The 25,834-nt window shown below is 61.1% G+C and carries 25 protein-coding genes and 1 tRNA gene; 15 read left to right on the top strand and 11 right to left on the bottom strand.

What is annotated here, in order from left to right; all coding sequences use genetic code 11:
* Together ABIZ35_RS06655 and ppk1 are read right to left on the bottom strand one after the other, a co-directional pair.
* The coding region (locus tag ABIZ35_RS06655; RefSeq protein WP_348219096.1) for a YkvA family protein at positions 1 to 225 on the bottom strand (225 nt) is incomplete at its 3' end.
* Between the two features lie 231 nt (positions 226 to 456).
* The gene (gene ppk1, locus ABIZ35_RS06650) at positions 457 to 2,775 is read right to left on the bottom strand and encodes a polyphosphate kinase 1 (protein ID WP_348219095.1); all 2,319 of its coding nucleotides are present in this window, start codon (positions 2,773 to 2,775) and stop codon (positions 457 to 459) included.
* Positions 2,776 to 2,864: 89 nt separating this feature from the next.
* Here ppk1 and ABIZ35_RS06645 point away from each other — a divergent pair, with 89 nt between their 5' ends.
* A complete protein-coding gene (locus ABIZ35_RS06645; protein WP_348219094.1) occupies positions 2,865 to 3,302 on the top strand; it encodes a phosphatase PAP2 family protein in 438 nt (145 codons plus the stop codon).
* Positions 3,303 to 3,394: 92 nt separating this feature from the next.
* Positions 3,395 to 4,225: a protein phosphatase 2C domain-containing protein gene (locus ABIZ35_RS06640; RefSeq protein ID WP_348219093.1), complete on the top strand. Its 831-nt coding sequence runs from the start codon at positions 3,395 to 3,397 to the stop codon at positions 4,223 to 4,225.
* 4 nt (positions 4,226 to 4,229) lie between these two features.
* Here the strand turns inward: ABIZ35_RS06640 and ABIZ35_RS06635 are convergent, their stop codons facing one another.
* The gene (locus tag ABIZ35_RS06635; RefSeq protein ID WP_348219092.1) at positions 4,230 to 4,781 is read right to left on the bottom strand and encodes a TetR/AcrR family transcriptional regulator; all 552 of its coding nucleotides are present in this window, start codon (positions 4,779 to 4,781) and stop codon (positions 4,230 to 4,232) included.
* 19 nt (positions 4,782 to 4,800) lie between these two features.
* Positions 4,801 to 5,892 (bottom strand): lysylphosphatidylglycerol synthase transmembrane domain-containing protein, encoded by a 1,092-nt coding sequence (locus ABIZ35_RS06630; protein ID WP_348219091.1) that lies wholly within the window; start codon positions 5,890 to 5,892, stop codon positions 4,801 to 4,803.
* A gap of 67 nt (positions 5,893 to 5,959) precedes the next feature.
* Between ABIZ35_RS06630 and ABIZ35_RS06625 the strand changes: the two genes are divergently transcribed.
* Genes ABIZ35_RS06625 through ABIZ35_RS06610 form a run of 4 tightly spaced genes read left to right on the top strand, consistent with a single transcriptional unit; the run spans position 5,960 to position 10,318 of the window.
* Entirely contained in the window at positions 5,960 to 6,901 is a 942-nt protein-coding gene (locus ABIZ35_RS06625) for an alpha/beta hydrolase-fold protein (protein ID WP_348219090.1), read from the top strand.
* On the top strand, positions 6,898 to 7,899 hold the full coding sequence (locus ABIZ35_RS06620; protein WP_348219089.1) for an alpha/beta hydrolase-fold protein: 1,002 nt from the start codon (positions 6,898 to 6,900) through the stop codon (positions 7,897 to 7,899). Before ABIZ35_RS06625 ends, ABIZ35_RS06620 begins: the two co-directional genes overlap by 4 nt.
* A 14-nt stretch (positions 7,900 to 7,913) precedes the next feature.
* Positions 7,914 to 9,749, top strand: a complete 1,836-nt coding sequence (locus tag ABIZ35_RS06615; RefSeq protein WP_348219088.1) for a phosphatidylglycerol lysyltransferase domain-containing protein — start codon at positions 7,914 to 7,916, stop codon at positions 9,747 to 9,749.
* On the top strand, positions 9,746 to 10,318 hold the full coding sequence (locus ABIZ35_RS06610; RefSeq protein WP_348219087.1) for an MOSC domain-containing protein: 573 nt from the start codon (positions 9,746 to 9,748) through the stop codon (positions 10,316 to 10,318). Before ABIZ35_RS06615 ends, ABIZ35_RS06610 begins: the two co-directional genes overlap by 4 nt.
* A gap of 89 nt (positions 10,319 to 10,407) precedes the next feature.
* Here the strand turns inward: ABIZ35_RS06610 and ABIZ35_RS06605 are convergent, their stop codons facing one another.
* Positions 10,408 to 11,181 (bottom strand): AraC family transcriptional regulator, encoded by a 774-nt coding sequence (locus ABIZ35_RS06605; protein ID WP_348219086.1) that lies wholly within the window; start codon positions 11,179 to 11,181, stop codon positions 10,408 to 10,410.
* Between the two features lie 95 nt (positions 11,182 to 11,276).
* Here ABIZ35_RS06605 and ABIZ35_RS06600 point away from each other — a divergent pair, with 95 nt between their 5' ends.
* Complete coding sequence (locus tag ABIZ35_RS06600; protein WP_348219085.1) at positions 11,277 to 12,053, top strand: phytanoyl-CoA dioxygenase family protein; 777 nt, start codon at positions 11,277 to 11,279, stop codon at positions 12,051 to 12,053.
* A gap of 74 nt (positions 12,054 to 12,127) precedes the next feature.
* Here the strand turns inward: ABIZ35_RS06600 and ABIZ35_RS06595 are convergent, their stop codons facing one another.
* Complete coding sequence (locus tag ABIZ35_RS06595) at positions 12,128 to 12,721, bottom strand: fatty acid hydroxylase (RefSeq protein WP_348219084.1); 594 nt, start codon at positions 12,719 to 12,721, stop codon at positions 12,128 to 12,130.
* 232 nt (positions 12,722 to 12,953) lie between these two features.
* A tRNA-Gln gene (locus ABIZ35_RS06590) sits at positions 12,954 to 13,027 on the bottom strand.
* Between the two features lie 163 nt (positions 13,028 to 13,190).
* Here ABIZ35_RS06590 and ABIZ35_RS06585 point away from each other — a divergent pair.
* Both ABIZ35_RS06585 and ABIZ35_RS06580 read left to right on the top strand, forming a co-directional pair.
* A complete protein-coding gene (locus tag ABIZ35_RS06585) occupies positions 13,191 to 13,421 on the top strand; it encodes an NIL domain-containing protein (RefSeq protein ID WP_348219083.1) in 231 nt (76 codons plus the stop codon).
* Positions 13,422 to 13,426: 5 nt separating this feature from the next.
* Complete coding sequence (locus ABIZ35_RS06580; protein WP_348219082.1) at positions 13,427 to 15,169, top strand: hypothetical protein; 1,743 nt, start codon at positions 13,427 to 13,429, stop codon at positions 15,167 to 15,169.
* Positions 15,170 to 15,258: 89 nt separating this feature from the next.
* On the opposite strand, the gene ABIZ35_RS06575 is transcribed toward ABIZ35_RS06580, so the two are convergent.
* The 3 genes from ABIZ35_RS06575 to ABIZ35_RS06565 form a co-directional block, all read right to left on the bottom strand.
* On the bottom strand, positions 15,259 to 15,537 hold the full coding sequence (locus tag ABIZ35_RS06575; protein WP_348219081.1) for a hypothetical protein: 279 nt from the start codon (positions 15,535 to 15,537) through the stop codon (positions 15,259 to 15,261).
* 124 nt (positions 15,538 to 15,661) lie between these two features.
* Positions 15,662 to 17,503 carry a FixH family protein gene (locus ABIZ35_RS06570; protein ID WP_348219080.1) on the bottom strand — a complete coding sequence of 614 codons (1,842 nt, stop codon included), beginning with the start codon at positions 17,501 to 17,503 and terminating at the stop codon, positions 15,662 to 15,664.
* Between the two features lie 252 nt (positions 17,504 to 17,755).
* Positions 17,756 to 18,253, bottom strand: a complete 498-nt coding sequence (locus ABIZ35_RS06565; protein ID WP_348219079.1) for a hypothetical protein — start codon at positions 18,251 to 18,253, stop codon at positions 17,756 to 17,758.
* 64 nt (positions 18,254 to 18,317) lie between these two features.
* On the opposite strand from ABIZ35_RS06565, the gene ABIZ35_RS06560 reads away from it, so the two are divergent.
* Together ABIZ35_RS06560 and ABIZ35_RS06555 are read left to right on the top strand one after the other, a co-directional pair.
* Positions 18,318 to 19,763: an NAD(P)/FAD-dependent oxidoreductase gene (locus ABIZ35_RS06560; RefSeq protein WP_348219078.1), complete on the top strand. Its 1,446-nt coding sequence runs from the start codon at positions 18,318 to 18,320 to the stop codon at positions 19,761 to 19,763.
* Between the two features lie 50 nt (positions 19,764 to 19,813).
* Positions 19,814 to 20,104, top strand: a complete 291-nt coding sequence (locus tag ABIZ35_RS06555; RefSeq protein WP_348219077.1) for a hypothetical protein — start codon at positions 19,814 to 19,816, stop codon at positions 20,102 to 20,104.
* A 101-nt stretch (positions 20,105 to 20,205) separates the two neighbouring features.
* Here the strand turns inward: ABIZ35_RS06555 and ABIZ35_RS06550 are convergent, their stop codons facing one another.
* Complete coding sequence (locus ABIZ35_RS06550) at positions 20,206 to 21,009, bottom strand: AraC family transcriptional regulator (RefSeq protein ID WP_348219076.1); 804 nt, start codon at positions 21,007 to 21,009, stop codon at positions 20,206 to 20,208.
* A 109-nt stretch (positions 21,010 to 21,118) separates the two neighbouring features.
* Between ABIZ35_RS06550 and ABIZ35_RS06545 the strand changes: the two genes are divergently transcribed.
* The 4 genes from ABIZ35_RS06545 to ABIZ35_RS06530 all read left to right on the top strand — a co-directional run bounded on the left by ABIZ35_RS06545 (position 21,119) and on the right by ABIZ35_RS06530 (position 25,811).
* Positions 21,119 to 22,006, top strand: coding sequence for a DUF1559 domain-containing protein (locus ABIZ35_RS06545; RefSeq protein WP_348219075.1), 888 nt, complete (start codon positions 21,119 to 21,121; stop codon positions 22,004 to 22,006).
* A gap of 204 nt (positions 22,007 to 22,210) precedes the next feature.
* Entirely contained in the window at positions 22,211 to 23,044 is an 834-nt protein-coding gene (locus ABIZ35_RS06540) for a DUF1559 domain-containing protein (protein ID WP_348219074.1), read from the top strand.
* Positions 23,045 to 23,163: 119 nt separating this feature from the next.
* Entirely contained in the window at positions 23,164 to 24,822 is a 1,659-nt protein-coding gene (locus tag ABIZ35_RS06535) for an alpha-L-fucosidase (RefSeq protein ID WP_348219073.1), read from the top strand.
* Positions 24,823 to 24,863: 41 nt separating this feature from the next.
* Positions 24,864 to 25,811, top strand: coding sequence for a phytanoyl-CoA dioxygenase family protein (locus ABIZ35_RS06530; protein ID WP_348219072.1), 948 nt, complete (start codon positions 24,864 to 24,866; stop codon positions 25,809 to 25,811).
* Positions 25,812 to 25,834 lie beyond the last annotated feature (23 nt).

The following is a 25,834-nucleotide window of genomic DNA, read 5'->3' as shown; positions in this document are numbered from 1 at the left end:
AACGACCGGCACCCAGTCGGGAATAAAATCCAGTGGACTGATGGCGTAAACAATTGCGGCGACGAGCGCGCTTTTGGCGACCGGCGACACGCGGCGGTCGGTGAACAGCGCTTTCATCATTTTTATGTATCGCGGCGCGTCAGCAACCATACGGCCTGCGGATCGCAAGCCTCCGGCCCGGCGTGTCACGTTGAACATCTTCCAGAGTTGTGTGACTAAGTTCATCAAGGTCTCCTTCGTCCAATCCCCAGCTTACTCTTTTATAACGTAGATATACCCAGATATGTTCCGTGAATTCCCGAATGGACTCCAGAAACGAGCGCCAAAGCTCCGATCAAAACCGATTATTATCACAATTATGGCGTACTCACGCGTTTACTGTACCACAGATTGCCCCAATCCGCTTTAGGAATCTTGTCCGGCCGAAAAATAGGCGGTTTCGGCCGGACGAAATTCTTACGCCTCCACGGTTTCCTGCCGCTCCACCAGGAACGTCTTCTGGGCGCTGAACGGCGGTTCGCCGTCCGCAGGCTGAAGGTGGACATAGGCGCCGTCGGGCAGCAGCTGGTGCGCGTTGCGCGTGTCCTTGAGGTATCGCTCCAGAACTTGCTCGCGCACGTGCTTCTTTAGCCCAGCGTCCTCCACCGGGAAGAGCACCTCAACGCGGCGCTCTAAGTTCCGGCGCATCAGGTCCGCGCTGCCCATGTAGATTTGCGTATTCCCGCCATTGTAGAAGTAATAAACCCGCGAGTGCTCCAGGAAACGTCCGACGACCGAGACCACGCGGATGTTTTCGGAGACGCCGACCACGCCGGGGCGCAGGCAGCAGACGCCCCGCACGATCAGGTCGATCTTGACCCCCGCCTGTGCGGCGGCGTAGAGGGCGCGGATGATCGGTTCGTCGGTCAGCGTGTTTGTTTTGAAGATCAGGCGGGCGGGGCGGCCCCGGCGTGCGTGCGACGCCTCACGCTCGATCATCTGGATGAAGCGCTCGCGCATGTTCACCGGCGCGACCAGCAGCTTGCGGTACTTGGTCTGGCGGGAATATCCTGTCAGGACATTGAACAGCTCGGAGATATCGGCGCAAATGTCCGGGCGGGCCGTAAAGTACGACATATCCGTATAAATGCGCGCGGTGATGGGATTATAATTGCCGGTGCCCAGGTGTACGTAACGGCGCAGCTTGCCGTCCTTTTCCTTGCGGACGACGAGGGCGAGCTTGCAGTGCGTTTTGAGGCCGACCAGGCCGTAGACGACGTGGACTCCGGAGTCTTCCAAAGCGCGCGCCCACTCGATGTTGTTCTCTTCGTCGAAGCGCGCCTTCAATTCTACGAGAACGGCGACCTGGGTGTCGTCGTCGCGCGATTCGGCGAGCAGTTTGACAATTGGCGAGTTGCCGCCGACCCGGTAGAGTGTCTGCTTGATCGCGAGCACGCCTGGGTCCTTGGCGCCGGTCTCGACAAAGTCGATGATCGGGGTGAACGAATCGTAAGGGTGGTGCAGCAGCAAGTCTTGAGAGCCGATGATGTCCAGGATCTCCTTGGGGCGATTCTGAAGCTCTTTCGGGATGGCGGGGATCAGCGGTGGGTCTTTGAGCTCCGGCCGGGAAAGCTTCCAGATCTGCATCAGGTCCGAGAGACCGAGGGCGCCTTCGATTGTGTAGACGTCTTCTTTGTCGACCAGCAGGTTTTCAATCAGCAGCGTGCGCAGCCGCGTCGGCATGGACGCGTTGACTTCCAGTCGGCAGACATCGCCGAACTGGCGCGCGTGCAGGCCACGCTCGACCGTTTCCAGCAGGTCTGACGCTTCGTCCTCTTGGATCTCGATATCCGCGTCGCGTGTGACCCGGAACGGATGGCTTTCGATGACTTGCAGGCCGGGAAAGAGCATCTGCAAGTTGGCGGCGAGCACCTGCTCCAGCCAGACGAAATGCTGATCTTCATTTCCCTCACTGGGCGGCGGGCAAGGGACCAGACGCGGCAGCACTCCCGGCACCTTCATACGCGCGAACTTTTCGCCGACGATCGGATCGCGCACCACGACGGCGAGGTTCAGGCTCAGGTTGGAGATATGTGGGAACGGGTGCCCCGGACCAAGCGCAAGCGGGGTGAGGACGGGGAAGACTTCCTCGCGGAAATAATCGCGCAGCGACTTGACCTGTCCACGTGTCAACTGGCTGTAATCCAGGATATGGATTCCATGGTTTTCCATCTCCGGCTCCAGCGTCTTGTGGAAGTAACCAGCGGCGCCTTGCAGCATGGGGCCGACCTTGGAGCGGAGAACGGACAGCTGCTCGGCGGGCGTCATTCCGTCGGGCGTCAAATCTCCCATCCCGACCGCGACTTGCTGAAGCAGACCCGAAACGCGGATCATGTAATATTCATCGAGATTGGAGTGCCCGATGGCGATAAACTTGACCCGCTCCAGCAGGGGATGCTCCGGATCGGCGGCCTCACTGAAAACACGCTCGTTGAACGCGAGCCACGAAAGCTCCCGGTTCAAGTAGAGAGCGGGATCGTTCAGGCTGAGCGAGGATTCGATCGGCTCGGGCAGGGTGGCGGCGTCGGTCGCGGTGGCCTCGCCGACGACTTCCGGGTCCACTTCGTGGACCGAATCGGGTTCCGGAATATCATCGTCGTCGACGCCGGCGTCCGCGAGATCGATCGGGTCGAAATCTTCTTCGTAGGGATGCTGTGCGGAGATTTCGTCCTGGACGGAGGCGTGACCCATCAGAGAATTATGCTCCTCGGGGATCGCGGCGGTAGGGTCATTCATACAAATCAGTTCCTCTGTTTGTTCTGTTCGCTTGAAAATTTAGAAAATCCTGCCGTTTTACGGAAATCTCAGGAAATCCAGCCTGCTTTGTGGAACTGCGTGTTATGACGGACGCCGCACGTTTTTTCGCCGACAGTCTCAATCCCTTGCTCATCATTTGCCTTGTCGGTACGGGGTTCGCGTCTCGCGCGCGATTTTCCATCTTCAAATATTGGGCCGCCTGCGTCCTCGGGATCGGCGCGGCGGTCATCCTGGCGGAATCAGGGAAGTATTTCGTGGTTTGGCCAGGACATCCCTCCTTTCCGAGCGGACATGAATCGTTCGCCATCTCCGCCTCCGTCGGTCTCGCGGCGGCGGATCGCCGCTGGCTCTGGGCCGTAATCCCAATCTGTCTCCTGATGGCCTGGTCGCTTGTGGTCGCCGGATACCACCATCCCATCGACGTTGCGGGCGCGGCCGTCATCGCGCCATGGCCTCCGCTCGCCGTTTTCCGGTTCCTTCGCCGCCGCTCCTCCACACCCCTTTGACTTTGGCGCCGCATTTGCTTTATAATATATGAATATCAAGGCGCGACCGAACGCGCCGTCGCCTATTTGGCCTGGGAATGAGCAAGTACGAAATGAACTGCGACTGCGCGTTTTTTATCGGCGCGGACCACAAGATCTGTCAGGATTACGCACTGAGCAAGACCGACGAAGAAACCTGCGCCGTCGTGATCTCCGATGGATGTTCTTCGTCGCCAGATACGGATATCGGCGCCCGGCTTCTGGTCAAGGCGGCCGCCGGCAGCCTGTCGCTGATCGAAATCGGGCACAACGCGCTCCCCGGCCTGGACCGTTACCACCAGCAGACCCTGCGCATCGCCGCGCTTGGCTGCAACGTGATCCGGCTTGATCCCGCCTGTCTCGACGCCACGCTGATCACGATCAAGGCGAACGCCGATGGGTTTGTCATCAGCTGCTACGGCGACGGCGTGTTCGCGCTGCTGCGGCGCGATGGGATCGCGGAGATCGTCTCCATCGACTTCGCCGACGGTTACCCACGCTACTTAAGCTATCTGCTCCATCCGGAGCGGCACGACGAGTTCGAAGCCTGGACCTCCAACGTCAAGCACGTCACGCATCAGTATCTGCCGCACGGCGCTACCGAGCGCCAGATCCGCCGGTCGGATGAAGCGATCGAGTTCCACTACGGCTCCAGCGCCGAATACCTCTTCGTCGTCGCGATCTCCGACGGCATCTTCTCCTTCACCGAAGCCACCCAGGCCGGCTCCTCGCAGCCCGGCCGCCTGCTCCCGATCGAAGAAGTCCTCACCCCACTACTTGACTTCAAAAACGCCAGCGGCGAGTTCGTCCAGCGCCGCATGCAAGCCTTCCTCCGCACCTGCGCCATCCGAAGATGGCGCCACAGCGACGACCTCGCCGTGGCGGCGATCTATCTGGGCGATTGAACCGCTAATCTTTCGGTGCAATGAGCTTTCGAGTTTCTTCTAAAATCGACTGCGTCAGCGCGGGATCGTTGACGGCGCGGGCGAGGGTGACGGCGCCGACGAGGGCGCTCAGCGCCCCGAGGGACCATGCGTGGGCGGCGGGGTCGCCGCCGGCGGCTTGGGCGAGGAGGGCGGCGTTGTCGCGCAGATGCCGCGTCACCAGGGATTGGATTTCTGCATTGGCGCGCCTTACATCCCCGGCGAGCGCGCAGAGTCCGCAGCCGAGTTCTGGGTTTGCGATGTGATCGGGGTGGAAGTACGCGTCGACGATCTCCGCGACGGTGGGGTCTTTTTCAAAACCGATCCGCTCGTCGATCTGCAGTTCTCCGTCCAGCAGCGCCCGTTCTGTCGCGGCCTCAGTCAGCGCCGCGCGTGACGGGAAGCAGTTATCAATCACCTCCGGTGCCAATCCCAATTCGTCCGCCAAGCTGGCGCCCGTGAGGCTGTCCAGCCCCGCTTTGCGAATTCGGATTGCGGCCGCCTCCAGAATGCGCTCCCGGCTATTCACCTTCTCCATTTGCGAATAATTCATCCTGTCATTGTACCTCGGCGCTTTTTCGGCTGTCGGGGTTCTGCTGGGAGATATTGGTTCTTAGCGCCTCACGAACGACCCCCAGCAACACGGGGATCGGTAGCCACACGGAGAGCAGTCGATACAGCAGCGTGACACCCAGCGCGTCCGCTGGGCGCATTCCTCCGAGGCGGTGAAACGTGACCGTCATCGCCCCTTCGAAGAACCCCAGTCCCCCCGGCAGCAAAGAGACAATCGCGGCCAGGTTGCCGCCGACATAGCCCGCCGTGGCCGCCGCAGGCGCGAGCGTGAAGTGGAAAGCGCGTGCGGCGCAGAGCAGTGTGCCGACTTCGGCGACGTGCATCAGCAGCGCGACGGCGCAGGAGGCGGCAAGCGGGCCGGGGCGCGCGGTCATGGCGGTCCAGCGGGTGTGGAACCCGGACACGGAGGCGCCGGCGCTTTGCGCCATCGCCTGGGGATTGGGACGGCGCAGCAGTGTCATGGTCCGGAGTGTCCAGCGTTCGGCGAGGCGCTCCAGACGCTCCTGGGAGCGGAGCGCCGCCAAAGCGAAGGCCGCGCCGATAGCGATGATTAAAATGGCGGGAAGCAGCACCCGAGGGTGAAGCTCGGCTGCATCGCCAGAATGGACGAGCGAGAGCAAGGCGGCGAGGGCAAGCGCGAAGAAGCTGGCGTAATCGGCCACATAGAATCCGGCGGCGGCGGTTTGCGCGGCCCCGGCTGAGACGGAGCGGCGGCGTAGCAGCACGACGAGGGTGGCGAGGCCAGCGACGGCGGGGCCTGGCAGACAGCGGTTGGCGAACATAAACGCGAAGGCGACAAAGACTAAATAAGCGAACCCCGCGCGCTCCTCGCAGGCGCGGATGGCGACGCCCAAAATCGCGGCGACGCAGCAGTAGACGCCGACCTGGCAGAGAATAGCGGCGAGAACCCAGCGCCAATCGAGATGGGCGAGAGACCCGCGCAGCGCGCCGGCTTCTTGGAATGTCGGGGCGAGCGCGGCGCCGATGGCGGCGAGGACAAGGCTGCCGATGAGGATGCGGGCCCAGGGCGTACGGTTCGGAGTGGGAGCGGACGCATCGCCGCCGGGGTGGTTCATACCAGTGATTATGACATTTTTCACCCCTTTGGGAACGGACCAAGGGGCGCGATGCGCTATCCAATGCATGAAGATCGTTCTCACTCTGGCGGCGCTGGGCATTGCCGCCATCGCCGCGCCCGCCTTCGGCTCTCATAAGACGGCGCCCGCGCCCACCGCTCCCGAGGGGAAAATCGTCCGTGTCGCCGAGAGCACATCGCTCGTTCGTAACAAGAAGAAGTTATCCAGCCGCGATTTTCTCGTCTACGAACCTGCGGGTTACGATGACGTGGAAAATGCGAACCGGCGCTATCCCGTCATTTACCTGCTGCACGGATCGCCGGGAAACCCCTCGAACTTTCTGAACTTCGGTCATTGGCCGCAATTGATCGAGCAGGCGGCCAAGCTAGGCGACTGCGCGCAGGCGATCCTGGTGATGCCTGACGGCAATTACGAGGGGGGAAAGTACGGGGACTCGGAGTGGGTAAACTCTGCTGACGGGCTGGACCGCTATGAAGACTATATCGCCACGCAGATGGTGGGATGGGCGGACGGCAATCTGCGCACCCAGGCGGACGCAAAAGACCGGATTTTGTGCGGAGTCTCGGAAGGCGGGTTTGGCGCCGTCAATATCGGCTTGCACCACCCGGAGGTCTTTGGCAAGGTGATCGCGATCTCGGGATACTATCACAACGACGGGAGCGGCTGGGCGCGTGAGGTAATGGGACGCGATCCTGCGTACCTGCGCGCGAACTCGCCCCTTGATTATCTTTCCGGGCTGGACGCAGGCGTGAAATCGGTCGCCGCATGGAAGAAGAGCGTGTTTTATCTGGGCGCGGGAGACGATGAAGGCCGCTATGTCGACGAGACTCGGGCGCTGGCGACCCGGCTGGGGGTGCTTGGGATTCCTCGGACGCTGAGCGTCCTGGATGGACGCCACGGCTGGACACTCTGGAATCCATTGTTTCTTGGCGCCTTGAAGACCATGCTTCCTCCGGAGAACGCCGCCGCCGGATCGAGCGCGTTGTGAACATATGGCGAAACTTGAAGCCCCCCCAGCGGCGTCGTCTCCAATGGATTGCGATCCCTGCGGCGATTGTCGTCCTGGGGGTGGGGCTCTGGCGGCTCGACTGGGTAAGACAGAATGTGCAGATCCAGTGGCTGGCGGTTACTGGACGGGCGTGGCGCGTGCGCGGTCAGGTACATACCGTTTCTATTTTGAGCCCTGCATTGGGTGAACACCGCAGCGCCATTGTCTATACGCCGCCTGGATACGATGCGCCGGAGAACGAAACGCGGCGCTATCCGGTGCTTTACCTGCTGCACGGCGCGCCGGGCGGACCGGACGACTGGCTGACCTATGGACGCGCGCCTGAGGTGGAAGAACGGCTTATAGAGCAGCGCAAGATCAGTCCGACAATCATCGTTTGCCCGGACGGCGACGGCGACGGTTACATGGGCGATTCCGAGTACATCGACGCGCCCGTCTCGCGAAGCGGCCGCGGACCGGGGAAGCAAGTCGGAACGTTTATCGTGCGCGACCTTCCTTCGTGGATCGACGCGCATTATCGAACGATCGCCAGTCCGAAGGCCCGCATTCTTGGCGGCGTGTCTACCGGAGGGTACGGCGCAGTCAACCTGGCGCTGACCCATCCCGGAGTTTTCAATACCGTCTTTTCGTTCTCCGGGTACTATACCGCCACTCAGAGTGGCTGGGCGCGCCCCGTGTGGGGATACCACCCAAGCGCGGCGCGTCTGAGCGCGCAGAGCCCGCAGGACTACGTCACCGGCCCGCGCGCCGATTGGAGCGGAATGTGGATTTATCTGGGGGACGGCCGGAACGAACGCGGATCATACGCGGCGGAAGGTGATGCATTCGCCGCAAGACTGCAAAGCGCGGGCATCGCCTGCGACCATGTCGAGACGCCGGGCAGCCATTCCTGGGACCTGTGGCGGCCACAGCTGCGCGATGCGCTGATACGCGCGAGTGGACGGCTTGATGGGTTTGGGAACGGCGCCAGTACTTGAGGAACATGATGCTTGTGGGAAGCAAAGGCGCTTCAGTGGACGAAGAACTGATGGCGGCGCCTCAGAATTCCGGTTCGTCGACCGTGCGTCGGCTGCGCGCTCTTGCGGCGCCGCTGCTGGCGTACGCGGTGGCGGCGCTCGGGCTGCTGAATTTGTGGTCCGCGCTGCTCGCGCACGGTCCGGGGCGGGCGGCGTTTCTGCGCGACACGGTTCACATGCCGCTCGTGATCGAGCATGGCGCGCGTGCGCTCACGACTCTCTTTGGCCTGGGCCTGCTCATGCTGGCGCGCTCGCTGCTGCGCCGCAAGCGCCAGGCGTGGAGTATTACGGTGCTGCTTGTGACGGTGACGCCGTTTCTTCATCTCGCCAAGGGGTTGGACTGGGAGGAAGCCGCGATCTGTCTGGCGATCCTGACCGGTCTGCTCACGCACCGAACGTCGTTTTATGCGGAGAACGACCGCCCCTCGGCGCGCCAGGGCGTGCTTGGCGCGCTGGGAATGCTGGCCTTTGCCCTGGTCTACGGGCCGCTCGGCGTGCTCGCGCTGCGGCGCCAATTTCTGCCGGAGCCGGACCTGGGGCGCGCAGTTGCGCAGTGCTCGCACCTGCTGTTCTACCTGCCGCAGAACGCCGTCGTTCACCCGGTGACGCATCGCGCGATCTGGTTCGAAAACTCCCTGGCCTACATTTCGGCCTTTGCGCTCGCCTACGCAGTGTTTATGGTGCTGCGTCCCGTGTTGCCGCGGGATGTGATCGGGGTGCGTGAGCGCGCCCAGGTGCGTGAGATGCTAAGCGGCTGGGGCGCTCCGCCGCTTTCGTACTATGCGCTGCTGCCGGACAAACATTATCTCTTTGACGCCGAAAATGCCCAGCCCCAATGGGCCGTCTCTTACTGCCTGGTCGGGAGGCACGCGCTGGCGCTGGGCGATCCGCTGGGAGACCCTGCCTATGGAGCGCGAGCCGTTCAGGAGTTTGTGGCGCTCTGCGCCCGCTATGACTGGTCGCCGTCGTTCTATCAGGTGACGGGCCGGTATCTGGAGGAGTATCGCGCCGTCGGTCTGAAGCCGTTCAAGATCGGCGAGGACGCCGTGATCGACCTGCCGTCCTTTTCGCTCAAGGGAAAGGCGTTTCAGGATCTGCGTACAGCGCTTAACAAGATGAGCAAAGGCGGTGTCGCGCTGGAAGAGTACGACACAAACGGCTCCCTCGACCCGGAGACTTTAACGCAATTGGCGGATATCACCGAGGAGTGGCTGAGCGCGCACAAAGGCGAGGAAAAGGGATTTGCGATGGGGCAGTTCGCGCCGGAAAGCGATCTCTTCCATGATAGCCGTCTCTTCCTTGCGCGCGACGCCGCCACGAGGCGCGTCCTCGCCTTCGTGACATTTGTCCCGATCTACGGCGGCGCCAATGCCGTGAGCTCGAATGGCGTCACCGGCTGGGGCCTGGATCTGATGCGGCGGCGCGGCGAATCGCCCAATGGCGTGATGGAGTTTTTGATCGCCTCAGCGGCGGCGGCGTTCCAGCAGGAAGACGCATGCGTGATGAGCCTTGGGCTTTCTCCGATGGCTGACTCCGATCTGGACGATGCGGACGGCGAAAGCGAATGGCTCGCGCGCCTGCGCGCCTTGATCTTCGATAAGTTCAATCAGTTCTACAACTTCAAGGGGCTGAACGCATTCAAGTCCAAGTTCGCGCCGCAATGGCAGTCCCGTTATCTGGTTTATCCGGCCGCGCACTCCATCGGCGCCACCATCTACGCCGCCGGCCGCGCGCACAACCTCTCCGGCCGTTTCGGCGTCGTCGAACAATGGGTTCGGAAAATCTCATTATCCCGGGAGCGCCAAAAATGACCCCATTTGCCCATCTCCGCGTCGAAGGCGTCTATACCGGCGCCGTCCGCGTGATCGACAAAGGGCGCGGCGCCGTCGTTTCCGAACCTCAGTCCGAAATCCTATGCGCTTTGGACGGAATCGTGGGAGACCGTCACTTCGGGTTCACCAAGTCCGCCGGAGTGCGTGAAAGGGCGTTTCACTCCAAAGGAACGCCGATCTGGAACCCGCGCACATGGTCCGCCGTGTCTGTCGAGGAACTTGCCGAAATTGCGGCCTCCATGAGCGTCGCCGAAGTCAAAGCCGAATGGCTGGGCGCCAATCTCCTCTTCAGCGGCGTTGAGAATCTGACCCTCCTGCCGCCCCTCACCCGTCTCGTCTTCTCCAGTGGCGCCGTGCTTCTCGTCTACGGAGAAAACCTCCCATGCGTTGGCCCAGCGAATGTGATTAAAAAGCTTGGGACATCCTTGAACGCCGCCTCGTCAAAGACTTTCGGGAAGGCGGCTGCGAAGAAACGGGGATTGGTGGGGTGGGTGGAGCGAGCAGGTGGGATCCGCCCGGGAGATACGGTGGAGGCGCATTTGCCTTAACCCAGGCGTTTTGTGCAAAAGAGCGGACGATTTGTGCATTGATGGTGGGGCCGTGATCTGTTACACTCTCATCAACCGCCGCCGTTGGACTACAGACGCAGCCGCTTGCGGTATTCCCCGGGCGGCAATCCGGCGGCGGAGCGGAATTGACGCGTGAAATAGTGAACGCTTTCGTAGCCGAGCCGATCGGCGATCTGTTTGAGGGGAAGATCAGTTTCGCGCAGCATCGCACGCGCCCGGATCAAACGCGATTCGAGGACAAATTGGTACGGGGACATTCCCGTCGCTTCTTTGAAACGGCGGCGCAGGGCGCTTTGGCCGACACCGTATTCGCGCGCGATTTGCTCGCAGTCGGGCGCGAATACGGTGGATTGGGAGAGCCGATCGATTACCTGAGTCATCCAATCTACATTCTTAGCCTCCTGTGCGCGGGCGCCGGCCATCTCGATCAGAAGGGCCTCCAGCGCATTGATGGCGCGGAGGCGTCCCCATCGATCCGTCTGCAAAGAAAGTGCGATCAACGCGTCGAATCGTACGGCGTAGTCGTCGCCGACCGGCGGTCGCTGGGGGGCGAATGACCAGAGGCCATCTGCGATCCAGCGATTCACCAGAGGCCCCTGGAAACCCACATGTCGGTGGAACCAGGAGCTAAAACCCGGAGCCGCCTGGAATCGCAGGCGCGGGCCGGGAAACGCCGGGAAGAACCATGGTCCCTCCAATATGTGTTCACGGTCGTCGTAAGCGAGCCACACGCCCCCGCTGTCGATATATTGCAGCGTGTAATAGCCGTCGAGGTGTTTATCCTTGACCATGCGGCAGCGTTCGTCACGAGTCGATGCGAAGAAGAAAAGCGTATCGTTCATGTGAAGGTAACCACCTAATCGTGTGTTGTCTTTACAAGTATCACTATCTATTATAGTTCTGTTTTGCGTCAGTCACAGTAATCGGAGGAAAAAATATGTCCAATCACATCAGCGATGAACAATGGAAGCAGTATCGGGAGCAGGGCTACTTAAAGCTGGGAAGGGTGCTTAACGAGAACGAACTGACCGAGCTTCGTGACCGGATCGACGGGATCATGCTGGGCAGCGCGGACGTTCCGTATGACCGGCTGCTCATGCAGCTCGACAGCGACACCGGCAGCTATGAGGGCGCCGGCGTCCAGAGCCTTGGCTCGAAGGGATCGACGCTCAATTATCGTAAGATCCAGGAACTTGAGCATGACCCTGTCTTTCACGCGTATGTGGAGCGGCCTATCTTCCGTGAGATCTCTCGCCGAGTTTCCGGCTCCGTTCCCGTCTCCTGCTTTCGCGCAATGTTCATGAACAAGCCTGCCCATCGTGGGACCCTGCTGCCCTGGCATCAAGACGCCTGGACGGATCTGGATAAGCAGCCGGAGATCACTTTGTGGACGGCGCTCGATCCGGCGACCGTGGCGAATGGATGCGTGCAGGTCATCCCAGGCAGCCACCGACTGGGCCGGATCAACGCGGGCCATCATTCCGGATTTCTCTCTGAGGAGCAAGTGGCGGAGCATTGCGATCCGGCGCGCATCGTCTATTTGGAGATGGAGCCGGGCGAGGCCGTTCTGCTCCATAACTGGCTGCTGCACCGATCGGATACGAACTCCACGCCGCAGTCTCGGCGCGCGTTCAGTGTATGCTATATGGACGGTGATACTGTGGCGTCGAGCGGCTCGCATTTCACGCCCCTCTGGAACGGTGAAGCGGCTTGACGGCAAAGAGGCTCCCATCAGATATCTCTATCCAAATGGGAGCCTCTATTAGAAAAGGACAGAAGCGAACGGGACTACTTGTCGCCGTTGTTCTTGCCGGGTTTGTTCTTCCCAGGCGCGGCGGCCGGGCCACGGCGCTGGGCCTGGCTGCGGGACGTGCGGGTCGGAGTGCGGCGGTCGGTCGGGACCGTGGGCGCTTCGCGCTTGGTTTCGCGCTTGTAGGTTCCCAGGACCAGGTCCGCCAGCGGCAGGATCACGTTCAGGTTCTTCTGCATATGGACGTGGTGGATGCGGTGATGCTCGCGGATGAAGCGGTACACAGCCCACTTCTCAAACGGGCGCTGGTTCGGAACGTGCATGCACCAGTGGAAGTACTCGTAGACGCCGTAGTAGACGGCGATGGCGGCCAGACCGCCCCAGAGCGAGCTCGTATGGGTCAGCGCGGCGACGCCGTAGATAATCGGGAAGTGGACTCCGAGGAAGAGGATCAGCGCCCACCAGTCCATCGCGACATGCTCGGGCTCTTTGCCTTCGGCCACGTAGTAGGTGTGATCGCCCTTGTAAATCTGGTGGTGTGTCAGCGTGTGGGAGTTGAAGGTACGGCGAATCAGCTTCGGCGTGTGGAACAGGTACTTGTGGAACCACCACTCGAAAAAGCTTGCGTACAAAATCCAGGCAAAGAACGCCAGGATCTCCTGGGTGATGTTAAAGTTTACCAGCCTATTTTCCTCGTTTCTTCCAACCGCCGATGTTGTATTGCCTACTCATAGACGGATGTTTGTTCCGTTCAGTTCCCGGCAACTCAAAAAACCACAGCGTCGGCGACAATCGGGAAGACAACGGAATGGTTAGCGCAACAGTAGCGGTCTACCTTCAAGGGTTGCTTGCAAAGAAGCAAAATGGTTCCGAGGCAGGGATTCGAACCCCAATAAAGAGCACCAAAAACTCTTGTCCTGCCATTGAACGACCTCGGAATATGTGTGACATTATAACCGGAGGGAGAGCGTTTGTCAATAATCATCGCCTGCGAAACGCGCTTTGCCCTGGTAAATTTGCCGGCTCACCCTCAATCTTCGGCATCTTCGCGATGAAAATGCAGGCAGGAATTGGGGATGCGTGGGGCGAACGGTGCATATTATGAGCGAAACTCGAAAAGTACAATTGAATTACCCGCTGGACCGGATTTCCGAGCCGGTGATCACACGGCTGGTGACGGATTACGATCTTTCCCCGAATCTGATCCGTGCGGATGTTGAGGCCGGCAAGGGTGGCTGGATGGTCGCGGAACTGACCGGAGAGACGGAAGTAATCGACCGCGCCGTGGAGTGGGTCCGCGCGCTGGGCGTTGGGGTGACGGAAGCTCCGTAAGCCCTATGTTTCGCATTCTGATACGCGCTCGTCTGCGGATGCTCGTCAACTCCGCAAGCTCCGCTCCGCGCTGGCATAAGCTGATGGTGGTATGGCTGACCCTGTTCGGTCTGCTGATCTTCGCCACCATCGGCCTTGCCTGCGCGGCGCTGGTGCTGCTGATGCAGGGCGCCGCCGCCCGTCATGGCGCGCTGAACCCCGCCGCCGCGCAATTGACGGGACACGTCTACCAATACCTCTTTTTCTTCCTGCTTGCGGGTTCCGTGCCGTTTGTCGCCTCGTCGCTTTTTCAGGACAACGATCTCCCGCTTCTCCTCACGACCCCGGTTTCACCATTTGCCGTGGTCGCCGCCAAGCTCGTCGATTCGATCTTCGCCAATTCCGCGCAGTTTATGGTCCTCGGCGTTCCCGTCTTGATCGGCGTCGGCTGGGGGATCGGTCTGTCGGCGTCGGGATGGGGCTGGTTTATCGCCTCGCTCGCGCTGCTGCTGATCTTTACGCCGGCGTTCACAGGTTCGCTGCTGCTGGTGCTGGCGCGGATCCTGGGCGTCAAACGGGTTCGGTTCGTGGTCATGGCGGTGAGCGTCGCGCTTGCGCTCGGCATTACGCTTCTTGCGGTGGCGGGGACGAGCCGGGCCACGCAGTCCGGCGCGCTGGATGTGGGACGGATGCGCTCGGCGCTCACGGGAGCGGCGACCGGCTCTGGGACCCCTGCTTCGCAGTGGAGCGGCGCGCAGGCGCAGGTTCAGGCGCTGAGCAAGGGACAATCGGAATCGGGACAAAGCTGGCTGCCGTCGACGTGGGCGTGCGCTGCCGCGATCGACGCCGCCGGCGGCCGACCGCTTGGTCCTGAGGGACGCCGGGGGCTTCTCTCGCTCGCGTTGGCGACCGTGCTGATGATCGCTTTCTGCATCGCTGTCGGCGGTAAGGTCGTGTCGTCCGAGGACATTCTCGAACAGCAGGATCTCAATCAAGTCGGGCGCGGCATCCGTCGCCGACAGGGACCGCCGCCGCCAGGACTCTCGCCGGCGATGACCGGTCTGATCGTGAAAGATTTTCTTTACATCGGCCGGGATACCATCTTGATCGGACAGATCGGCACCACGCTGATCCTCTTCTTTGTCCCGTTCGTGCTGAAATGGACCCAGCCGTCGGCGACGCCGGGAGAGGATATGTACGGTCCTCTGGCGATGCTGATGATTGCGCTCGTGGTCTACATGGTGACAAGCATCATCGGCCTTTCGACCGTGGGGCTGGAAGGCAAGGGCGCGTGGATGGTGCTTGCCGGGCCGCTGACGCGCCGGGACTTCCTGGTCGCCAAGTGGATCGTCTCATTCGTGATGTCGGTCGCCATTGTCGCAGTCATGGTTGTGATCGCGGCGCTCGCCTTCGGATGGTCCGTCGGGGTTGCGGCGCTCGCCTTCGGAATCTTCACCTTCGCCTGTTTCGGCCTGTCGGGCCTGGGTGTCGGCCTTGCCGGCATCTTCCCGCGCTTTCTCTACGACAATCCCGCCCACCGTGCGAGCGTCTGGGCCATGGTGCTGGGCTTCGTCCTCGCCACCTGCTACGTCGTCTGCTGCGGCCTGCTCGCCGCCGGTGTCTATGTCGGCCTCGCGCAGCATCTGCTCACACACAACGCCCTCTTCGCTGTCGCAGCCATCATCTTCGTAGCCATTTCCCTGGGAACCGGTTACGCGCCAATCGCCCTCGCCGCCAAACGGCTTGGGCGATACGAGTGGGAGCATTAACGAGCTTTCGATCGCTTTATGGAATATGGGCGACAGCAAAAAAGACCCATGGGCGCTTGCCCATGGGTCTTTTTTGATCTCAATCTCTCTTAGCTATTGACGCCTTCTTTGAGCGGCGGCTTTTCCTGTCCGTAGAACTGAGCCGCGTCCACGTCTTCCGCGCGCAGATCGGCGTGCTGTGGAAGGGTGGCGCCGGGAACTTGTCCCGGCGGCGTGTGCAGGATCAAATCTTCTTCAACGGCGGCGATGTTGTCCCCGTCGATGTGGCGCTCCGCATCGTACTTTTCCGCCGACGTTATTTGCCGCGCGGCGTCGAACTTGCGATAGCTGTCCTCCAGCACTTCCGGCTGCGTGGTTTCATCCGACATCAAAAAATCACTCCATAACCTGCGCGGGATCGGCAACCCCCGAAGCCGGCCCCGCACAAGCGCTCCCGTACGTTACAGATTTGTTCTACCCTGTGTTATTGCAGTATAAACACGCAGGGCGAGATTATTTTGCGACGCCGTAAGTAAATGTCTTGATGACGGGTTTCCCGCCCTTGGAGACGACGGCGTACACTGTCACGCGCCACGGTCCGGCCATGGAGAAGCTGGGCTGGGCCGTGTAAGTTCCATCGCCGCGATCGGTGAACGCGATCTGGCTGGTTCCCATATCCATGCTGGTCATCGCCACGGAGCCTGTGACGACGGCGCCTTGGACGGACGCGCCACCCCTGTCCGTGAGCGTGACGGTCATGAGGTTTTTCTGACGCGCCTTGGGCGGCGCGGGCGCGATCGCCGCCGAGATCTTCGCGATCGTGACGGCGGCCGGTGCTGCCGGCGTGGGAGCCGCCGGCTCCGGTGTGGCCTCGGGAGCGGGTGTGACGGGCGCTGCCGGTTCCGGAGCGGCGACCGGGGCGAGGGGCTCCGGCGTGGGCGGCGTGACCGTGTGATCCATACCCGGCATTGCTGTATGATCCATGCCCGGCATGGGTGCTCCGCCGGATTGGTCCATCTCCGGCATGGTATCGGCCGGCGCTGTGTCCATCTTGTTCATTTTGATGCGCGAGGGCCGCAGTCGGAAGAACACCTGGAATGAAACAGGCGAGCCGCCGCCGTAGAACGGATCGAGCGCCGAGGGCTTGGTGTTGAGGGTGACGGCCGCGCCAAGGCCCGTGTCGATGCCCTTGCCGTGTGTCAGGTCACGGACGTATCCGGCGGTGTATGCGCCCAGATTGAATTTGCGTTCATGAAGCGATTCGTCAGGAATGACGAGTTCGTGGCCGGACTTCTGGATATTCTCGATTCGACTAAAGACTGTATCGGCGCCGCGCTGATAATCCGCTTCGAACAGATACGAGTTCGTTTGGCCCTCGCCCTCCAGATCGTTGCGTCCCCAGACCAGCGCCGTGGTAAAGTTCGAGTCTTCTCCCAAAGGCTTGTTGTAAAGCCAGGACGCCGTGGTGCGGTGCTGGTTCGACCCATCGCCCTCGGCGTTCTTCACGAACCCGTAGGACACCTGGTAGGCGTTGTTCTTATCGGAGTTGTACGAGAAGCGGCCGCTGTACGAATCCCAGCGCGGCGTGTCGAAATCGTAGCGGTTTTCGTCGGGTTCACGGCCGGTAAAGACGCTTCCTTCAAATTTCATCTTGCCGCCCAGATTTAAGCCGGCGGTGGCGACTCCGAAGGTGACATGCGTTGCGTCCTGCCAGTGGTGTCCGATCGGCGCATCGGCGTAATCATACGCGAGCAGACGATGCATGAACGTCGGCGGGCCAAGAGCCGGTTCGCCGGGGTAGGCAAGGTACAGATAAGCCGAATTGCCGCCGCCGATCATCCGCGAGTATGTTGCGGACAGTTCGCTGAACAAGTCATGGGGGTGCTGGCGGTCGTGCAGCGGCTGGCCGCCCCAGGTCTCTCCGGTCTGGAAATTCAGCGGATAGCCGATGCCGCCTTCGGTCAATGGGTCGAGACTGAGCATGGCGTGCAGCCCGATCTGCGATTTGGAATCGAGGGGGTGCGAGTACATCCCCATCAGCCAGTTCGGCGCATCGAACTTTTCGTCGCCGCGCTTCGAATGCGTGCGGACAAAGCGCGGCATGATCGCGCCGTGCAGCATGATCATGTCGCCGTTCGGCTTCATCCACATCTTGCCGTACATCGGCGTAGAGTCCGGGAGCCACGATGTTCCTGAGCCTTCGCGGTTCATGGGATCGTTGATGTCCACAGCTGACGACATGGACATGGGGGCCATGTCCATCCCCGGCATGGCGTTGTCCGACATTGGCGCGGCGTGCGCGCCGGCGGCCGCAAGGATAGCGGCGAGCGTTGTGAGTGTATAAAGGTGTTTCATGGGTTCATCGATCTTGAGTATGGAATAAGCCGTCGTTAGTGGCGTTCCCGGTTATAAAAACCGGGTCTGGGAAGGGCTTCGCCCTAACCGTCCGTGCCGGACGGACAAATCACTGTGGTCGATTGTCCATAGTTTGTTTGTCCGGCACGGACAATTAGCCGAAGGCTTCACAGACCCGGATTTCACATCCGGGGACACTGGGGCGTGATGAACATCCGGCTTAAGATAGAAAGAGTGCGAACGGAAGTATGGTTAGGCCACGCAGGGCGGCGCGCGCAGGGAGGGGGTGAGAAGAATGGGTGACGGGACGAATGGGCCGGCGCGGGGTGGGCCGCGGCGCTGCTCAATTTCGGTGAGAATCGAGACGGGCAGGTTTGAAGAGGCGTCGGGCGCGAGGAGATCCAGCGACGGCGGCGCGATCTGGGGCGCGTCGGCGCTTTGCCGAGCGGCGGGCAGCGTGGGGGTGGCGTGGGCGCATGCGCTGCAGGGCTGGGCCATCAGCGCGGCGTGGGACGCTCGCGAGACGCCTGCGTGCTTGCGGCAGCAGGGCATGGGCGAGGACCTTTGGGCGTGCGCGGACATCGGACAGGCGCTGCTGGGCGCCAGCGCGTCGGCCATGGCGGCGCACGGGGCGCCGTGCGCCATCATCGCGCATTGTGCGGCGGAGACCGGCGTGAGGCCGGAGCCGCAGAAGAGCGTGGCGGCGAGAAGCAGCGCGAACAAAGTTGTCAGACGTCGATAGAACCGCATTGTATTGTGTTATACCATCTTTGCGCGCAAACTGGGACACGGCGGATCGGAGAAAAATCCCGGCGTGTCAGGTAAAATAAGCGCAATGCAAATGTTCGATGTCGGCGTCATCGGGGCGGGATCGGCGGGGCCGAAGGCGGCGAGGACAGCCGCGCGCATGGGCGCCTCGGTCGCGATCTTCGAAGAATCACGGATCGGCGGCGAATGCCTCTACACCGGATGCGTTCCCTCCAAGGCTTTGCTTCACAGTGCGACCCTCTGGAATCGCATCACGCGCGCTTCCGAGTTTGGACTTCCCGAGCACCAAGGCGCGGCTCCGGACTTCGGCGCGATCATGGCGCACGCGCACAAGACCATCGCGCAGGTCGGCGCGGGCGACGCAACGGAAAGCTTTCGGCGGGCAGGGATCGTCACCGTCTGCGAGCGCGCGGCGTTTGTCGATCCGCATACCGTCCTTGCCGGAAAGACCGGCGAGCGGTATCAGGCGAAGCAGTGGATCTTATGTACGGGATCGCGTCCGGCGATCCCCGACATCCCAGGGCTGGCGGAGGCGGGCTGCGACACCAATCGAACGGTGTTTGGCTGGACATCGCTGCCGCGCCGCATCGTCGTGATCGGCGGCGGACCTATTGGCTGCGAGCTGGGCCAGGTCTTCGCGCGCTTCGGGTCCGAGGTGACCATTCTGCTGTCGGGCGCCCGCATTTTGGAGCGTGACGACGCCGACGCCGCCCGCGTGGTGACAGAAACATTCGCTCAGGATCACATCGATCTTCGATCAAATGTTGTCGTGGAGCGCGTTGAGCGGCGCGGCGACGAAAAGATTTTACACCTGCGCGGTGGCGGCGAGATCGTCTGCGACGCCATCTTAGCAGCGGCCGGCCGCCGCTCCAACACCGAGGGCCTGAACCTGGAAGCCGCCGGCGTGCGTCTCGCGGAGCACGGCCGCTTGAAGACGGACGCGACGCTGCGCACGAATGTCCCGCACATCTGGGCGGCGGGAGATATCGCCACGGATTACAAGTTTACGCACGCCGTTTCGTACGAAGGCGCAGTCGCCGCGACCAACGCCGTGAACGCGCTGCGCGGCGAGCCGCCGATCGACGCCGATTACCATGTCGTCCCGCGCGTCACCTACACGGACCCGGAACTCGCCAGCGTCGGCCTCACGCCCGCGATGGCCCGCCAGACACACGGCGCCGACACGATTGATGTTTCGCGCTTTGACTTCGCCTCGCTCGACCGCGCGATCATTGACGGCGAGACGGAAGGTTTTACGCAGATCGTGTCGCGGAGTTCGGATGGAATGATTATCGGGGCGCAGATCGTCGGCGCACAGGCGGGAAGTTTGATCAGCGAAATCTGTTTGGCGATGCGCGCGGGTCTGCGCGCCGCCGACATTGCGCTCACCATGCACGCCTATCCGACGCTTCCCGAAGCCGTGGAGGCCGCCGCCGACCGCACATCGCACGCGCCGCTTTCGCCGAACATTCCGCGCGCGATGACGGATTGATTTCAAAAAGATCACAGGAAATAGACCACAAGGGGACATCCGCAATTATTATGGCAAGCCGAGTAACCATCTATGGACAGTCGTCCGACGCCGATATCAAGCGCCTCCGGCGCGAAATGAACGCCATGTACGTCGAGTACGATTACGTCGATCCCACCAAGAGCAAGCAAGCTCAGTCCCGGTTCGCCGAGTGGGGCGAAAGCATCAGCGGCAAACCCGTCGTCGAAGTCCTGCGCGAAGACGACGCCGGCAGCGTCTTCCTCAAGAACCCCGACGAACCCACCCTGCGCCAGTGTTTGATGGGCGAGGGGATCTTGTCCGTGACTTCTTACTGGCTGTAGAGACCTATTCCCCTCATTGACCTGACCATAGCGCTGATCTAATGACGTAGGTGACGCAGCAAGAAGCCGGCGAATTTATTCGCCGGTTACTTATCCCACATCTACTCCAGAAGCCCAATTTTCGCCGACTCTTCCTCCCGCAGCTTACGCGGCGACCGTCCCAAATAGTGCCGAACAAACTTGTTGAAGATCTGCGTGTCCGTGATTCCGATGCTGGCGGCGACGGCTTTGATGGGCAGCGGGGAGTAGGTGAGCAAATGCTTGGCCTGCGCCACGCGGCGGTGCTGGATGTATTCGAGTGGGGTGCATCCCTGCGCCGCTTTGAAGAGACGCGTGAAGTGGTTGTGGGAAATATTTTGATCTTCGGCGAGGCGCTGGATGTTCAGCGGTTCGTGCAGGTGGGAGTCGATGTAAGTTAGGGCGCGCTGAATGACGGCGGGCGTTTCTGTCGGCGGGGCTTCGGAGGTGGAGACGTCGGCCATCTGCCACAGGAGATCCCACAGGCGTACGCCGGAGCGAATGCGGTTGATGGGCCAGAAGCGCACGGCTTCGCGGAAGCTGTCCACCATCGGCTGGAAGTTTTCGCGTAAATCCAGCATTGCCGGAACCCGGTAGATCGGGCCGACCGACGCCATGGAGAAGTGCGCGTAGTAGTGGGGAGAGCGGCCGAAGAAGTGGTAGAACATCGCCGAACCCGGCGGCGTCACGCCGACATAGCCGGGCCGGATCGGAAGCAATTGCCCGTCGACCTCCACTTCCGCCTCGTAGGCGTAAAGGTGGATGCACCAGAGATCGGGAAGCACGAAGTTTTCTTCCTTGACCCGTCCGTGTGTGCTTTCTCCGATCTGTACGATGACCGGTGAGGACTCCAGAGACATATTCCAGCGCAGTTCTTGCCATTCCATGGTGAGAATTATCCACAAAAAACGGTTAATTACACCAATTGTCTGTTTTCTAGCAATGCCTTATAATAGAACTCAAGCAAATACCGCCAGCGCCTCAGGAGTATCCATCATGTTTTCTTATTCTTCCGCGAAGCCGGCTCGGCAAGGTTTTACTTTAATTGAGCTTCTTGTTGTGATAGCAATCATTGCGATTCTTGCCGCGATTTTGTTCCCTGTGTTCGGCAAGGCCCGCGAAAAGGCGCGCCAAATCTCCTGCGCCTCCAACCTCAAGCAGCTTGGGCTGGGGCTGATCCAGTACAACCAGGATTATGATGAGACAATGCCGTGCAGCAACGACGCCTGGGGACAGGGGTGGGCGGGCAAGATCTATCCCTATGTCAAAAGCAAGGGTGTTTATGGCTGTCCGGACGATCCGACCTCGCCGGTTTCCGGCACGGCGAAGGTGTCCTACGGCTTTAACTCGAACTTGCTGCCCGCCAACTCCATCTTCTCCTACCAGAGCGGATCGACTTCCAATGCCCTTGCCGCGCAGAACAGCCCCGCCGTGACGGTCGCATTGTTCGAGACACAGAACCAGTCGTCCAACTACAACGGCAACGGCGGGGTCTTAGGTGTTGACGTGACCAATCCTGACGAGAACGCCAGCGCTTCGGGAACCGGCAGCGTCAGCGGTGGATACTCGGGACACAACGACCAGCCCGCCAGCAATTACTATAAGGCGGTCTACGCCACCGGCGATATCGGCGGCTATCCGCTCAATAGCAGCGTCAGCGGCGCTTCGCGCACGGGGCGTCATACCGACGGCGCGAACTACGGGGCGCTGGACGGTCATGTGAAGTGGCTGAAGCCTTCGGCGGTTTCGGGCGGATTGGCGGCGGCGAATGAAAATGCGGTCGAGATCCACAACGTCGCCGATGATCAGGGCCACGCGGCGGGAACGGCGAGCCTGACCCAGCAAAGCGGCGCCAAAGTCTCCATGACATTCAGCCAGCTCTAATTCCGGAGATATCCAGACGATCTGAGAGGAGCGGCGCCCGTATGTCCGCTCCTTCTGGTGAGCATGGTGATATTTATCCACAAAAACGGTGAGTTTCGGCAATTGCGGCTTTACACGTTCGGCCTTATAATAAGGAGGTCAAGACAGCGTTCCGCGACATTGGCGCAAGATCTTTCATTTACCTACTCAAACGGAGCTTACGCAATGACTTCCTCGAAGATGGCCAGCACTGCCCACAAGGGTTTTACTCTCATTGAATTGCTCGTTGTAATCGCTATTATCGCGATTCTTGCCGCTATTCTTTTCCCCGTGTTTGCGAAGGCTCGTGAAAAGGCCCGCCAGATCAGCTGCGCTTCCAATGTTCGGCAGCTGGGCCTTGGGCTTCTGCAATATGTCCAGGATTCGGACGAGACTTATCCCGTGGGTGTCGGCAACGACGGCGCCGGACTGGGATGGGCGGGACAAATTTACCCCTTCGTCAAGAGCAAGGGCGTTTACACCTGTCCAGACGATAGTTCTTACCAGGCCAGCGGGCAGGACAGCCTGGTGTCGTACGCCATCAATATGGCTGTCACCCGGTCTGGCAACGGCGGGGTCGCCGGATCACTGCCCGCGCTGAACTCGCCGGCGAAAACCGTACTTCTCTGTGAAGTCACGGGCATTCCGGCGCGGCCTGGGAATGGAAGCGGCGGCACGGATATTTCAGGCGCCTTTGGGAACTATTCGGCGGGCACCGAAGGCTACGCCGTTTACGCGTTCCCAGGTTATGGTTCGGGCGGTAAGTTCGACACAGGGTATATGGGCGGGCATTCCGATCCCGCGCAATATGGGTATTCCAGCTTCGGGAACCGGCCGGGCCGCCACACCGACGGCTCGAATTTCCTTCTGTCCGACGGGCATGTGAAGTGGTATAAGGGCGCCGCCGTCTCCAACGGCAACTCGCCCGCAAACGCCACCGACGCGCAGAATGGAACGAACGCCGAGGGAACGGATTACAGCGGGACAGGCGCGCACGCGGTCACCTTTAGCTCACGGTAAATCTGGAGATACGGGACGATAAAACAAAGACCGTGACGGCGTTTACAGAACGCCGTCACGGCGATGGATTGTGGCTGTTTTTGTACGATTGTCATCTTAAGGCAAGGGGAGAGTTTGGTTTGAAGCACTTTTTGACAGCGGCGCTCGCGGGACTGGCGCTTGCCGGCGCTCTTCTGGGCGGGCCGGCGCACGCGCAGGGGCCGGCGCCGACCGACCCGCACATGCAGTGGTGGCGCGACGCGCGCTTCGGCATGTTTATCCACTGGGGACCGATCAGCGTCAAAGGGACCGAGATTAGCTGGAGCCGCAACCCCAACCCCTACGGTGAGAACAAAGGCGGCATCCCCGCTGTTGAGTACGACAATCTGTACAAGCAGTTCAATCCCGAGAAGTTCGACGCCAAGGCCATTGTCGCCCTGGCGAAAGCCGCCGGGATGAAATATATCGTGCTGACCTGCAAGCATCACGACGGCTTCGCCGAATGGGACAGCAAGCTGACGGATTACAAAATCACCAGCCCCGAGTCGCCCTACCAAAAAGACATTGTCAAACAATTGGCCGACGCCACCCGCGCCGCCGGTCTGCACTGGTGCGTTTATTATTCGCAGCCCGATCTGCATCATCCGGACTATGATGTCAATCAGCCCGCCTACGACAAATACTTCCATGCCCAGGTCCACGAGCTGCTGACCAATTACGGCAAGGTCGATCTGATGTGGTTCGACGGTATCGGACATAAATCGGAGTTTTGGGACGCGCCCACGCTCTTCCAGGAGATGCGCGCCGTCAATCCAAACCTAATTATCAACGACCGCTGCGGCCTCCCCGGCGATTACTATACGCCCGAGCAGCGGATTGGCGCCTATGACGATCAGCGTCCGTGGGAAACCTGCATGACGATCGGCGACCAGTGGTCATACAAACCGGGTGATCGTTACAAGAGCGCCGCGCAGTGCATCCAGACCCTCGCGAAGTGCGCGGGCGGCGACGGGAACCTGCTGCTCAACATCGGACCACAGCCGGACGGCGCCGTGGACCCGACTCAGGCCGATCGCCTGCGCGCCATGGCCGCCTGGATGAAGACGCGCGGCGTCTCTATTACCGGCACGCGCGGCGGACCCTACAAGCCGACGTCGTCCTATGTTTCCACGCGCAAGGGCAATACGGTCTATGTCCATGTGCTGCGATGGGCTGAGGACAGCGTCACACTTCCCGCTCTGCCGAAGCGGATCGTGAAAAGCCGGCTGGTAGGCAAAGGCTCGGCCAGTGTCACACAAAACCATGACAGCGTCACAATTTCCGTGCCCGCGAAGGACCGAGACGCCGCCGATACGGTGGTTGCGCTCCAATTGGATGGCTCCGCCATGGATGTCGCCGCGATCGATTCGCCGACGTCCAAGCTGACCGCTTCCGCCTCCAACGTGTTTGAGGGCAGCGCCGATTACGACGCGTCCAAAGCGTTCGATGACGACACCAGCAGCCGCTGGGCGTCCGACACTGGAACGAAGCCAGTCTGGCTTCAAGCCGAGTTCGCACAAACAGCCAAGATCAGCGGCGTGACGATCGCCGAAGCCTACGCAGGCCGCGTCCAGAAGTTCGAGATCCAGTATCAAGCGCCGGGCTCCTCCGATTGGACCACTCTGACCACGGGAACCAAGCTGGGCGAAGATTACACTGCCCAGTTCGCCCCGGTCACGGCGAAAGCCGTCCGTCTCAATATTTTGGAGACGACCGAATCGCCGACCATTTCCGAAATTTCTTTCACGCCGGCCAAATAGAACACTGACGATTGAGGTGAAAACGCATGAGCACATTGGCAATGAAAACAAAGCTCTCGCCGGAACAGGTGGCCCAGTTCCACCGCGAGGGATATCTGATGGTGGAGGATGTCTTTACGGACGCCGACCTGCAGCCCGTGATCGACGAGGTCAGCGAAGAGATCGACATCCGCGCCCGTGAGATGGTCGCCTCCGACGAGCTTTCGCAAACATACGAAGATCAGGACTTCGAGCATCGCCTGGCGAAGATCAGCGCCGAGACCGATAAGGTCGCCCTGTCGATCTGGAATGGCCAGCTGTCTGGCCCCGCCTTCTTCGGACTGATCACCAACCCCAGCCTTCTGGATGTCGCCGAGCAAATTTGCGGCGAGGAACTGATCGCGAGCAGCGTCTATCGCCTGCGCCCGAAGATCCCCGGCCATCGCAATTCGGCGGTCCCGTGGCACCAGGACTCGGGTTACTTCGAGCCCTACTGCGACACGGCTTTGGTCCTGACCGTCTGGCTACCGCTCGTGAACGCCGACGCAACCAATGGCTGCATGTGGGTTCTCCCGCGCACGCATCTGGGTGAGGTCGTCCCGCACATCCAGGCGAATGGCAAGCCCTATCTGGAAATCCCCGACACACACTTGCCCGAAGGCGAGCCGCTATGCGTCCCGGTCAAAAAGGGCGGCGTGCTGCTCATGACCAACAAGACGGCCCACGCGAGCTTCGAAAACTCCACCGACCGTGTGCGCTGGAGCATGGACCTGCGCTACCAGAGCGCCGCGCTGCCGACGAACGCGAATATCACCCGCCTGCCCGGCGAATCCGTTCCGTCGCCCGAAGCCGGCGTCCCGATCGCCTGCTACCCGCCCGAAGCCGACTTCCTGGTCCGCAGCAAAGCGCGCCCCGAGGAGATTTTGACATCAGCGGCGGAGTTCCACCGTCTGCGCAACGAGCACCTCGCCCAGCCGATGACGAACCGGTTTTCGGCGAGTTGGGCGTAGGATTAAGATGCCCCCCGGCCCCC

This window comes from Capsulimonas sp., assembly GCF_039929585.1.
Taxonomy (GTDB): domain Bacteria; phylum Armatimonadota; class Armatimonadia; order Armatimonadales; family Capsulimonadaceae; genus Capsulimonas.
Note: the sequence above shows the minus strand (reverse complement) of the source record. Positions and strands in the feature narration are given on the sequence as shown.

Excerpts from the sequence above, each read along its gene's own strand:
- ABIZ35_RS06555 (WP_348219077.1), top strand. The coding sequence starts at position 19,814 with ATGGCAAGCCGAGTAACCATCTATGGACAGTCGTCCGACGCCGATATC.
- ABIZ35_RS06610 (WP_348219087.1), top strand. The coding sequence starts at position 9,746 with ATGACCCCATTTGCCCATCTCCGCGTCGAAGGCGTCTATACCGGCGCC.
- ABIZ35_RS06585 (WP_348219083.1), top strand. The coding sequence starts at position 13,191 with ATGAGCGAAACTCGAAAAGTACAATTGAATTACCCGCTGGACCGGATT.
- ABIZ35_RS06640 (WP_348219093.1), top strand. The coding sequence starts at position 3,395 with ATGAACTGCGACTGCGCGTTTTTTATCGGCGCGGACCACAAGATCTGT.
- ABIZ35_RS06630 (WP_348219091.1), bottom strand. The coding sequence starts at position 5,892 with ATGAACCACCCCGGCGGCGATGCGTCCGCTCCCACTCCGAACCGTACG.
- ABIZ35_RS06545 (WP_348219075.1), top strand. The coding sequence starts at position 21,119 with ATGTTTTCTTATTCTTCCGCGAAGCCGGCTCGGCAAGGTTTTACTTTA.
- ABIZ35_RS06550 (WP_348219076.1), bottom strand. The coding sequence starts at position 21,009 with ATGGAATGGCAAGAACTGCGCTGGAATATGTCTCTGGAGTCCTCACCG.
- ppk1 (WP_348219095.1), bottom strand. The coding sequence starts at position 2,775 with ATGAATGACCCTACCGCCGCGATCCCCGAGGAGCATAATTCTCTGATG.
- ABIZ35_RS06635 (WP_348219092.1), bottom strand. The coding sequence starts at position 4,781 with ATGGAGAAGGTGAATAGCCGGGAGCGCATTCTGGAGGCGGCCGCAATC.
- ABIZ35_RS06605 (WP_348219086.1), bottom strand. The coding sequence starts at position 11,181 with ATGAACGATACGCTTTTCTTCTTCGCATCGACTCGTGACGAACGCTGC.
- ABIZ35_RS06565 (WP_348219079.1), bottom strand. The coding sequence starts at position 18,253 with ATGCGGTTCTATCGACGTCTGACAACTTTGTTCGCGCTGCTTCTCGCC.
- ABIZ35_RS06600 (WP_348219085.1), top strand. The coding sequence starts at position 11,277 with ATGTCCAATCACATCAGCGATGAACAATGGAAGCAGTATCGGGAGCAG.
- ABIZ35_RS06570 (WP_348219080.1), bottom strand. The coding sequence starts at position 17,503 with ATGAAACACCTTTATACACTCACAACGCTCGCCGCTATCCTTGCGGCC.
- ABIZ35_RS06580 (WP_348219082.1), top strand. The coding sequence starts at position 13,427 with ATGTTTCGCATTCTGATACGCGCTCGTCTGCGGATGCTCGTCAACTCC.
- ABIZ35_RS06575 (WP_348219081.1), bottom strand. The coding sequence starts at position 15,537 with ATGTCGGATGAAACCACGCAGCCGGAAGTGCTGGAGGACAGCTATCGC.
- ABIZ35_RS06530 (WP_348219072.1), top strand. The coding sequence starts at position 24,864 with ATGAAAACAAAGCTCTCGCCGGAACAGGTGGCCCAGTTCCACCGCGAG.
- ABIZ35_RS06625 (WP_348219090.1), top strand. The coding sequence starts at position 5,960 with ATGAAGATCGTTCTCACTCTGGCGGCGCTGGGCATTGCCGCCATCGCC.
- ABIZ35_RS06540 (WP_348219074.1), top strand. The coding sequence starts at position 22,211 with ATGACTTCCTCGAAGATGGCCAGCACTGCCCACAAGGGTTTTACTCTC.